The organism is Solibacillus faecavium (assembly GCF_014836905.1).
Taxonomy (GTDB): Bacteria; Bacillota; Bacilli; order Bacillales_A; family Planococcaceae; genus Solibacillus; species Solibacillus faecavium.
This window is the reverse complement of the sequence record NZ_JACSPZ010000003.1, coordinates 180038-191415: the sequence shown is the minus strand read 5'-3', so window position 1 is coordinate 191415 and position 11378 is coordinate 180038. Positions and strand designations below refer to the sequence as shown.

Annotated in this window: 7 protein-coding genes and 1 riboswitch; of the genes, 2 read left to right on the top strand and 5 right to left on the bottom strand. The window is 31.6% G+C overall.

What is annotated here, in order from left to right; translation table 11 throughout:
• Positions 1-142 precede the first annotated feature (142 nt).
• Positions 143-340: riboswitch (cobalamin riboswitch) on the bottom strand.
• A gap of 59 nt (positions 341-399) precedes the next feature.
• Positions 400-522 (bottom strand): hypothetical protein, encoded by a 123-nt coding sequence (locus H9635_RS19370; protein WP_263616961.1) that lies wholly within the window; start codon positions 520-522, stop codon positions 400-402.
• A 307-nt stretch (positions 523-829) separates the two neighbouring features.
• Between H9635_RS19370 and H9635_RS07835 the strand changes: the two genes are divergently transcribed.
• Entirely contained in the window at positions 830-3529 is a 2700-nt protein-coding gene (locus tag H9635_RS07835) for a UvrD-helicase domain-containing protein (protein ID WP_318245190.1), read from the top strand.
• A 690-nt stretch (positions 3530-4219) separates the two neighbouring features.
• Here the strand turns inward: H9635_RS07835 and H9635_RS07830 are convergent.
• Positions 4220-5227, bottom strand: coding sequence for a YcjF family protein (locus H9635_RS07830; protein WP_318245189.1), 1008 nt, complete (start codon positions 5225-5227; stop codon positions 4220-4222).
• Between the two features lie 572 nt (positions 5228-5799).
• On the opposite strand from H9635_RS07830, the gene H9635_RS07825 reads away from it, so the two are divergent.
• On the top strand, positions 5800-5985 hold the full coding sequence (locus H9635_RS07825; protein ID WP_191699631.1) for a hypothetical protein: 186 nt from the start codon (positions 5800-5802) through the stop codon (positions 5983-5985).
• Positions 5986-6025: 40 nt separating this feature from the next.
• On the opposite strand, the gene H9635_RS07820 is transcribed toward H9635_RS07825, so the two are convergent.
• From H9635_RS07820 to H9635_RS07810, 3 genes are all read right to left on the bottom strand, one after another.
• A complete protein-coding gene (locus H9635_RS07820; protein ID WP_191699630.1) occupies positions 6026-6949 on the bottom strand; it encodes a hypothetical protein in 924 nt (307 codons plus the stop codon).
• Positions 6950-7907: 958 nt separating this feature from the next.
• Complete coding sequence (locus H9635_RS07815; RefSeq protein WP_225231189.1) at positions 7908-8090, bottom strand: hypothetical protein; 183 nt, start codon at positions 8088-8090, stop codon at positions 7908-7910.
• A gap of 139 nt (positions 8091-8229) precedes the next feature.
• Positions 8230-11367, bottom strand: coding sequence for a DEAD/DEAH box helicase family protein (locus H9635_RS07810; RefSeq protein ID WP_191699628.1), 3138 nt, complete (start codon positions 11365-11367; stop codon positions 8230-8232).
• Positions 11368-11378: the final 11 nt, after the last annotated feature.

The window sequence follows — 11378 nt, the reverse complement described above, 5'->3', positions numbered from 1 at the left end:
TTTTCATGAATTATGTTTTGCCATTAACCCAATACAAAAAAAAAGCCATTCCTCAAATTGAGAAATGGCGGAAAACAGAAAAAAGCATATAAAAATACCCGTTCATCTATTTGCCGTACATTCTCCTTATTCCGAAGAGAGTTAATACGATAAAAATAAGTCAGGTCTCCTGGCTCGTGTATCATGTGCAAGCCTTCCCATTGACTAGAGGCATTTTTCCTCATTTAACAGTGGCATATTTTACACAGTCTTCTACACTTACAGTTGCGGATACAGCTTCGGTTTCACACCGAATTCCCTATTATACTCAATTAAGAGCAACCTATTTCTGCAAAACATATTCAATTGGAATTTATTTTAACACAAAAATATGATTAGCATAGTACTTTTTTCAGAATACTATAAAAAAGAAATTTTTGAATTACTTAATTGTTTAACTTCGACCAACAGGTTTGTAATTGGTTGAGGCTCTTTATCTTTTAATTCAAAGAATATCTTTTCAATATCTCTTGTCAATGACACCATTTTATCCCTCCTCTTTTATTCGGTTATTTTAATCGTCCAATTTCAAAATCAAATTCGAGGATTCTTTTTTGGCATGACATGATAGAAATTCAGCGCTAGCTGAGCTCTAGTTTGTGGATTCGCGTAAGCGAGTGAACGGCAATCATGTGATGCCTTTTCTATTCGTAGTGGATACCCCTCGATCACTCTTAAAAAAGCAGAACCTTCTAGATCTAGTTAAAAAGAGTTATTAAATACAGTTTATTTTTCCCGAATAATAAATTACCATATAATAGTAAGTATCTGATTGGAAGACGGTGACTTAGTGGAGTTAATATTAATAGTTATAATTATTTTGGGGATTGTATTCGGAGGAAATAGACTTAGAAATAAGAAGTTAATTCCTGATATTAAATTATTAGAAGCATCAGAGCGTTTTAAAGATGACCTTGAACATTTAAAGCAACATTATATAGCAAATACAGATTTATTAAATCTCAAAAGAACTTATCTAGAAACAGCTCAAAGGATAAATCTCTTAAGTAAACGACTTTTAAAGAGCCAGGATTCGTTTCTGTATTTTAATCAGACTTATCCTAATTTAGATAAATTGGTACCAACGTATAATGAGGTCTTTATTGATAAAGAACTAACTGAAGCTAAACATCTCTTAAGCAATATTGATGGCAAGGCACTTGATCCTCAACAAAGCCGAGCCGTTGTAACAAACGAAGATAATACATTAGTTGTCGCTGGAGCTGGTAGTGGGAAGACGTTAACGATTTCAGGCAAAGTAAAGTATTTAGTAGAGCGATTGCATGTAGATCCTAAAGAGATTTTACTCATTTCATTTACAGCCAGCTCAGCTAAAGAGATGACCGAACGTATAAAAGAGAAATTAGATCTTCCCATTGATGCAATGACCTTTCATAAACTTGGTCTTGATACTATTACAAATGAAGAAAAACAACGTCCCGATATTTCGGATTCGCTATCTGATTATGTTACTACCTACTTTAATCAGCAAGCATTACATAATCCTTCCGTAATGAAGGAAATCATTCGTTTCTATGCTACATATTTAGCAGTTCCTAAAGATATCGAAAAGTTTACGACACTTGGCGAATATAAAGAAGACCAATCTTCTCATGATTTAGAAACGCTTCGTTCAAAAGTTATAAATACAGGGGAAGAGTTAAAAGTTAAACGGAGAACACTTAAATTTGAGCAAGTAAAAAGCTTGGAAGAAGTAATGATTGCGAACTATCTCTATTTACACGGCGTGAACTATGAATATGAAGCCGTTTACCCATTTGAAACGGATCAATTTAGAAAACGTTACCGACCAGACTTTTACTTACCAGATTACAATGTCTATCTAGAACACTTTGGTGTGAACAAAAACAATCGTGCCCCTTGGCTAACCCCTATTGAGGAACAGAAATATATCGAAGGCATGCAATGGAAACGGAGTCTCCACTTAAAGAATCAGACAAAATTGCTTGAAACATATTCACATTATGTGTCCAGTGGTGTGTTATTTGAAAAGCTAGAAGACATGTTGCGTAAGCTAAACATCCCTTTAATAGAGGCTGATTATGCAAGTATTTATAGGAAGTTACTGATTGAACAAAAGCAAAATCAGCAGTTCAAGGAGTTTAAAAATTTAGTTAGCACATTTATTACTTTATTTAAGTCTAACGGTTACGATGTACAGTATTATCAACAATTAGAAGCAGCTGCCAAACAAGGAGAAATTGATTTCTTACGTGACCGTACACTGCTCTTTTTAAAAATTGTACGTCCCGTTTATGAAGGCTACCAAGAAGAGTTACGAAAAAATTTGGCTATTGATTTCAATGATATGATCAACAAAGCGACGGATATTGTCAAAACAAAACTACCAACATCGATTCAATATAAATATATAATAATCGACGAGTTTCAGGATATTTCAATGGGACGTTTTCGTTTAGTTAAAGCTTTAAAAGATCTTACTAACGCCAAAATATTTGCCGTTGGAGATGACTGGCAAGCAATTTATCGCTTTGCAGGAAGTGACCTGAATATATTTACGAAATTTGAACAGTTTTTTGGCTTTTCAAAACAACTACGAATTGAAAAGACGTATCGAAACTCACAGCAATTGATTGATATTGCGTCTCATTTTGTTGTAAAAAATCCAATCCAAATTAAAAAGCAGCTGAATTCCGATAAACGTTTACTTAATCCTTTAAAGATCTATGGATATGTAGACAACGTTGTAAAAGCATTTGCAGCTGCAGTAGATGATATCGTGGCCTCTATGGGAGAACAGGCTGAGATTAAGGTCGTTGGCCGAAATAATATTGACTTAACATTTATGTTACAAAGAGATAATGAAGGTCGATTTTCAATTCACAATGAAAAAGGTGACCTCTTTATTAGAGATAAGCGACATCCACAAGCAAAAATTACCTATATTACGGTTCACCGTTCCAAAGGGCTTGAAGCTGATAATGTAATTGTAATTAATTTGCGTAACCATTTAATCGGATTTCCTAACAAAATTTCGGATGATCCATTATTAGCACTGGTTTTAACAGAGGCTGATTTATTTTTGTATGCAGAGGAACGTCGTCTATTTTATGTGGCGATTACACGTACGAAAAATAGAACATACTTAATTGCTCCTGAAAAAGATACATCTGTTTTTGTAGAAGAACTCATTAAAGAACAGTCCATCCCTTTTGAAATAGTAACAAATGAGCAAACTATACGTACTAATCCAAAGTGTGATGTCTGCCTAACAGGTGTATTAATGATTCGACAGAGTAATGATGGACGGAGCTTTTTAGGATGTTCGAATTATCCTGGGTGCAATAAAACTTATAAAGAACTTAATATTTTACAAAATCCTATCCGATGTACAAAATGTGGTGGTTATATGCTGAAGCGAAAAGGACCAACAGGCGAATTTTATGGCTGCAGTAATTACCCTACTTGCCATAATTCGATGAATATTAAATTTAATGTGAAGAGTTGAGTATTTATTAAGGGCAAAAGGTGTGACCTAATAGAACTCTACTTCATCGGAGATTCGGTTTGGATTATTCGAATAATGAGCCACCAATCAAGGTTCTGGTTCGAAAATCGATATATTCATTAATTTTGTGACATACTTTAAACTTAGAAATCGGATTAAAAAGTAGCTAGATTTTAATCCAGTTCCCTATACAAATCCAGTACAACTAAAAAGGAAAAAACCCTTGATACACAAGGGTTTTTACCAATCTAAACAACTCTAGAAATATTCATTTATGGAGACGGTGGGAATTTGAACTAATTGCCTATAAACCTAGTCATACCAACGTTTCCAAGCACTTTAAATTATTATTAGCCAGATTATAGCCAGACGTGTTAACACCGACAAAAAATACCCATACAGGGAGACTAGCTTGTTCTTATTGCTAAATGCACATAGTTAACAAAAATTGTGAAACCTATACACATCCTGGATTACTACATTGGTTTGAATAAAATGTTATTTAAGAAACATTCATGTACTTATATAAGTGAATTTTAGTTCATCTCAGTAAATATAATTATACCCATTTAAGCCATTTATATAAATAAAAAAGCCTTAGACACAGAAACCCCAAATACTTACTTTCGAAATTTCTACCTATTCAAGGGTTATAAGTAACTTTGTTAGGTAATTACCTAACACTTCAATTTAGCTATTCTGTTTTGCTAAAAACATACTATATATCGATTTTAAATGCTCAGCATCTATTTCTATATTATTTTCATACATATACTTAACTGCGTATCCTAAAGCAAGTGTAGTAGCACCAGCAACACTAGCACCTACAGCTGATCCAGCACCTGGAACAAATTTTACAATCTGTCTAAATACAGACTTACCTAGATTACCAACTATAGTAGCTAAAATTAACTCCTTTGCATTATCTTTTGATAAAGGTTTATCATATAACGTAGCTAACTTAAGCATCATACCCACCTGAATTCCTGTTATAGGTATAATATCTGACCCTGGAATGGGAGAAGCACCTACAGCTGCTGCTGAAGCCCCTGCTCCAACAATCCATTTATTTGCAACAGAACTTCTATTTTTTAAATGCTTTCCCATTAAAATATCCTTTGACTTTTTTCTAAGTATATTTAACAGATGTTTTTGTAACATCTCTATATTCTCACCTGTTTTGGACGATATTGGTGCGATTGGATATTGATTATAAGTTTTATCTTCTATATATTTGACTAGTGAAGGTAGATCTTCTGCCGCATCTATCTTATTCAAAACAATAACTATATCATTATTAGTTTGAGAAATATCTTTAAGATTTTTCAGTTCATTATCTGATAGTACTGTACCAGCTGCATTTAAAAAAAATAATATAATATCTGCATTTTTATAGTACTCAAGTGTTACGTTGGAATTTTCTTTATGAACATCATCTAAACCTGGTGTATCAACAAAAACAATATTTTCTTTATATGGTATTTCTTTAATTTTAACTGTTTCTCCAGGTTTGGCTCCTACAATAGCCACTTCTTCATTCATGAGTTTATTAATAGTAGATGACTTTCCGCTATTAACATCTCCTACTAAAGCCAATATAATTCTTTGAGATAACTGAGCATTTATTTCTTCTGATTCTTTTTCAAAAGCTTCTTCAAATACTTTATCAAATTCTTCCATATTAATTTGATTCGTCATAATCTCACCTCGGTTATATGATAATGTAATTATAACATTTTTTAACACATATAACTAAAATGGAAATAAATTGAATCCGATGGATTTAAAGGACTAGAAAGAGTATGGGTACAGCAAAACCACAATTGTTTTGCATGTAATTTTGATACCACAAAACCACATTGTATTTCATGCAATTTTGATACTACAAAACCACATTGTTTTTCATGCAATTTGATACTACAAAACCACATTGTTTTTCATGCAATTTTGATACTACAAAACCACATTGTTTTTCATGCAATTTTGATACTACAGAACCACATTGTTTTGCATGCAATTTTGATACTACAAAACCACATTATTTTGCACATTTTTATGGAAGAACAAAACTCCACTTCCGTAACTTTACACACTTCATTCAGTCTATAAATCTAGATACATGCCTCTATAATATTATATTCCTCTACTGAATTCCCTGCAAAAATTACCAGAACAAAGAGAACAAAACGGAATATTTCCATACCCCCTGCTTATAGTAAACAAACACATAAAAATGGTGTCTTTATGACAATTCGAAAGGACTTGTGAATATGAACTTAGTAGCTGAAAAATTAGAATTACAATCGCTTTTGCTGGAGCAGGATGTTTTTTACAATGGTGAATTAATAAGTACAGACATGAAAAAAATTATTCTTTCAACGGTATTCGATCTGTTGAACATTTCAAAAGATCACGCTAATTGCAAACAAAAATTACCATTGCTTAGTACATACTAGGCGATGGTATTTTGCTTTTTACTGAAGAAATTTCTCCTATTTACGAGGCAGCCTGCTTCACTAAGCTTTCTAAATAATCCAGCTTGTACTTAGGTGGAATCGTAATCGGATTTATTCCATGCTCATTGAACAGTTTCAGATATTTTCGATAGGTGCTATCTGAATAATGCTTAGTAGGTGTATCTAAGTTTCCTTTAGAAACATATTTTGCAAATTTTTTCATTTCTGATTTTTCTCTAATTGATAAATCCATTGCAGCAATCATTACCTCTAACATAGGATAAGAATAAAAATCACCAGTAGGGCAAATGTTCAAAATGTACTTGTTCACATAGTTGGCGTATTTTTCTTTTTTAAAATAATCCTTTAGAAACCGTAGCTCTCCTTTTTTATATTTTTTGTATTTCAAATGATCTTTTTTAACACACACCTCAAACCTCATCATCCCTCTTTCCCACATTTCAACATGTTCATTTTTATCTCTACGCTCTTGTTCTTTATCGTAGAAGATAATATGAATGCTTTTACATTGATGATATTGTGAAGTAAAATAAATCTTCTTTTCCAAATGAGCCTTTTTCTTTTTTAACTTCCTGAATAATTCAAAGTAAATCTTCCTAATATTTTCATCGGAAACCTCAATATCAAATCGATAGTCTACTCTACTAAGATTATGCTGCTCGAATAACTGCTCATCCCCATAAACGGTGCTCAATGCTCCTTTAATATAACGTTCAACTTGCTCATAATCGCTTTCTTCTACATTCCCTTTATTTAAAATCAAAGGAATATCTATTACCATCTTACAAGATGCATTTAGGTTATATGAATATTCCATACTACTAACCCCTTTAATCATATGCCTGTGTAAAATTTTGTTTATCGGTTCCTTGCCAAAGTGATCCTTTCTAAAATTTATATGTTCGTAATCTAGTTGTATTGATAACTCTGCTGTATGAATCATATTTCCCCTCCTCTTTTGTAGCAGATAATTTTCTATTTAACGTAGTTATATCAACGGATTGCCGTTTCTTTCTTACGCCAAATTACCGGCTTATTTAAGTCTCTTAACTGCTTATATTTCAAGTGACTTTTCATTCTACAAAGTTGCGAGAGAAACTATTCAAAAAATATTTTTTACACTAGAATTTTCAATTAAAAAATGCTAAAAAAGATAAATTGGGTATGCATAAAAATACGTATTTTTATGCTTTACATGGGGGTTCGATATAATGAAATACTTTACCGAAGAAGCTTTATGATAGTATTTATCACTTTAAATTAACGACAAGATATATGTATAATGTTGCAAATAAATGAGTATGCAACATTGCCGTGTATGACATAAACTGAATGCCAAATTCATTACACTAAATTTGTTTTCAATGTTACTTAGCTTACATTTTAAGAGTAGAATAACGGATGGATTGAAGAAGATAAGCAAAAAAATCCTACACCATTTACGATGTAGGATAGGGATTTAATATAGGGTGAGAATAGGATTTTATAACCCCTATTCTCGTTTACTGTTTTGTTACATCCAATAATCGTATACAAACTAATCACTGAACGACTTAAGTATTCATTCTTCAGGGTCAGTAAATCTTCAATCGATTGGTTTTTGCTTTATCGAATGATTGCCAATATTCACCCCACCCCTAACGTCTTATAAACTGCATCTATCGGATCTAAATAGAAAATCAGTGAATTTTTACAGTTAGGTCTGATGGTGCTGGTAGCAGGATTTTCTTCGCATCTGAATCCACACATACTTGAAGAATATCGGCTAATTTCTCTAACTTTTGTATTTCGCAAATGAAATAGCTCGACTTCTCAATTAAACAGGAGTTCCTTTTAAGTGGACAAGGTAAGTGTCACAGTGTGTTTTTCAGTAGGCATTACATAGAGAGCATAATGCTCGCTCAAAAGGCTTTGTATCGGTGGTTTAACGTCCGAATCAAGATATCATGCCCGCCACTCCAAGTAAAGCCGAAGTATTCTTTTAGAAAATACATATAGTGTAAAGTGCTTACTGGCTCAGTTAACAATTGGCTCATTATTGAATTGCGATATACAACCTTTAAAATTGTGCCACCTTCTGTCATATTTCCAACTATCACAAGAACGTCCTACACAGGTTTATCTAATCCCTATAAATTATGAGAGTAACAGGTACTTGAAGCTAATCATATTATCCAAAGAAAAATAATTCCTTTTTAAACTTAATTAATCAACTAATTGGTTTCATTTAATGGCATCAAACATCTTTTGAATATAAGTATTTTCATCATCATATTGGAATAAAATATGCTTTTGATTCATTTCTTCTTTAGTGAGAGTCGTTCCCGTGTTAATCAATAATTCAAATGGAGTATTAGAAATTATAAATGAATTTAAAACAACATTAGGATCTGCTAACTCTGCTTCTAGTTCTTTAATTGTTGAGGCAAATTCCACTTTTGGATCGTCAATTGATAAATTCCTTATACCTTTTGGATCTGCAAATGTAATAAACTGTTTACCTTCTGAAACCAGCCAAATAATAAAATCAGGATGGAAATTTCCTGCTTCAAAAAATCCAATACCTCTTCCACGAGATTGATTTCTTAACACATATAATTCTTTATTATTAAAGAACGAAGAATGCATTTCATAATAATTTCGTAAGTCAATTAAAAATTGATGTTCATCTTTGTTTAATGATACTGGTTTTATTTTCACGGTAGAGCTTTTTCCATCATAAGAAATTAATGGTTCATACAAATGATTTTCATACTTAAATGATTTGAATTGTCCAAACTCTATTTCTAGCAATTCTTTTTTATCCAAAGCAGCTTTAAGTTTTTTCAACTCTACAATTAATGTTTGTTCACTTTCTTTATCAGCCAATACTTGATATTCATTAATAAAGTTTTTATCATCTTCATCTATCTCGTAGTATTCCATATGCGGGGCTTCATATTGTTTTTTTGCGAATAAATAATACTTTTCACAATACTTTTTTAACAAAGAAATCGCTATTTCTTCCCAATACCGAACTTGCTTGAAACTATTAAATTTCATTTCTTTTTCAGGTATCTGAAGTACGTACCAACTATCATCTAATAGTAATTCCCAAATCTTTTGTTTGGATAAAATTAAATTATGCCATGTCCGCTCGTTTTTGAAATGTTGTAATTCAAAATAGATACTATCCATATTCATAAATTCTATATGGTATGGTTTAAATGTCGTTTCATGTAAAACAACAGGTGATAATGACAAATTGTTTTTATGACTACTTTTAAATTGAATTTTAGGATACCAATTGAGTATAACTTTTTGTGAAGTAAACATTTCTCCATCTGGTTTTTTTAACTCTGGTTTTGGTCCATTCAATTTAAAATTGATACCATCTTTTAATCTTAGTGCTTTTAATTTCAATTTTCGTTTTGCATAGGTAGGAATCGTTGGCAAAATTAATTCTTCAAATTCAATTTCAGTTGCAATCCCTTCATCTTCTAAATACTCTTTAAACTGTTGCATATAATCTGCACGAATTCCAAAAATATTAAGCGTCTCATTATACTTCAAATATTTGATATTTTGAATATCTGGTAAAACCATATTTAAAGCTGAGCTTCGTTTCAATCCATATTGATATCCTTTTAAACGAACTCCTCTACCGAACAATTGAATGATTTGTGATCCTTCACTTTTACCAATATTCATTAATCCCATTGAACTGACACGCCAACTACTCCATCCCTCTGTAAACTTTTTAGAGCCTATTAATAGATTAATTGAAGAGTCTTTAGTGTTTATCGATTGAAAGTAGGATTCAGAAAAATGTCGTTCAATTGTAATTAGTTCAGGGTATTGTTCACATAGCTTCCATAAATCATTTGAATCGCCGACATTTATTAAACCAAACGGTTCACTCTCGCCCAATCTAAGGGCTAATTCCCCATCTTGACCTTTTAACTTTTCAACTCTTAATGTTGTATTCATAACATTTGAATTGAATAAAGTTTGTATAATATCTAGATAAATTTCTTCAGTAGTTAAGTTTAATTCTGCAATATATGGAAATGCATTTTTAAATATTTCTTGATTATTAGAATTAACAAGACCTGATTTACCTTTAACTAATGATTCAATAATTGAAATGCTTTCACGGTCATTTTTTATAAAATGAGCAAGGAATAACAAAATATCTGTTACGTCTGAAACTTTTTTGCCTTTTACAGTTCGCAGGGAATTAACACTGCCGCCAACAAATATCCAAAGTGGCTTTTCTAATAAAAAAGCAGAAAAGTTTCTATGATTGTCCCCATAAATTTTTTGTTGCTGATAAAAAGATAATATAGCAGCTGTTAAATATGTTAGTCTAATATTTTCATCTTGGTCATTCTCTAGATTCAATATTTGATAATCTTTTCCATAGCCGTCAGCGTAAAAATAACGATATGAATAATCAAATAATATACATTTTGCATATTCATCAAATAAGTCTTTCTTTTTTGTTACTGCTTGACCAAATGTGGCAGAATATTCAAATGCAAAACCATTTTCACTTAATTGCTCACGCTTACTTTTCCATTCCTCACCTGAAGAGCCGCGATGTCCTTCATCAACTAATACAAGGTTATTTCCTTCGAATGCCCCAATTGCTACAGTTTTGTCTCCCATCTCATCTTTAAGTTTATGGATGTCTATAATAGAAACTTCTTGTTGCCTGAAAAAGCCACCTTCATTTTTATTAAAGAGTTTTGCTGAAATATTCGACAGTACAAATTCTCTTTCATGTTGTTTAGATAAACCTTCACTTGGTGTTAATAAAATAATGTTATCTAAAAGATTGCTACTGTTACTTCGATGGAAATAATAAAGATACTGCTTAATATTTACATGCATTATTAGTGTTTTTCCTGAGCCAGTTGCATTCCAAAATGCAAGCTTCTTCAAATCTGTTTCTTCATAAGGATTTATTTGTTCCTTTTTCGATAGTGTCTGATTAATTTTATTGAGCGATTCATTTAAATCTTCTAATAACTCTGCTCTAGAATTAAAATATTTATCTAAATATATTTCAGTAAACAGTAAACTTAAATACTGGAAGTATCTCCATTTAATATGTTCATCTCTTTTTTCGCTTATCTCTAAAGTATACCGAATAATATTTTCGTCATAAGTTCGTAACATTTTTTCTGACAGAACTGTTGTACTTGGTAATAATGTGACTAACTGCTGATGAAATTTAGATATATTATTTTCGGTTAAATCTTCAAATATTTCATTTTTCAGCTCATTTGTTAAACTTGCAAATGTATTTACACCAAATAATCCAAGCATATATTGATTTAATACGAGCTGATCACTAAATTTTGATTTTTTCGTCATAGCCTAGATTC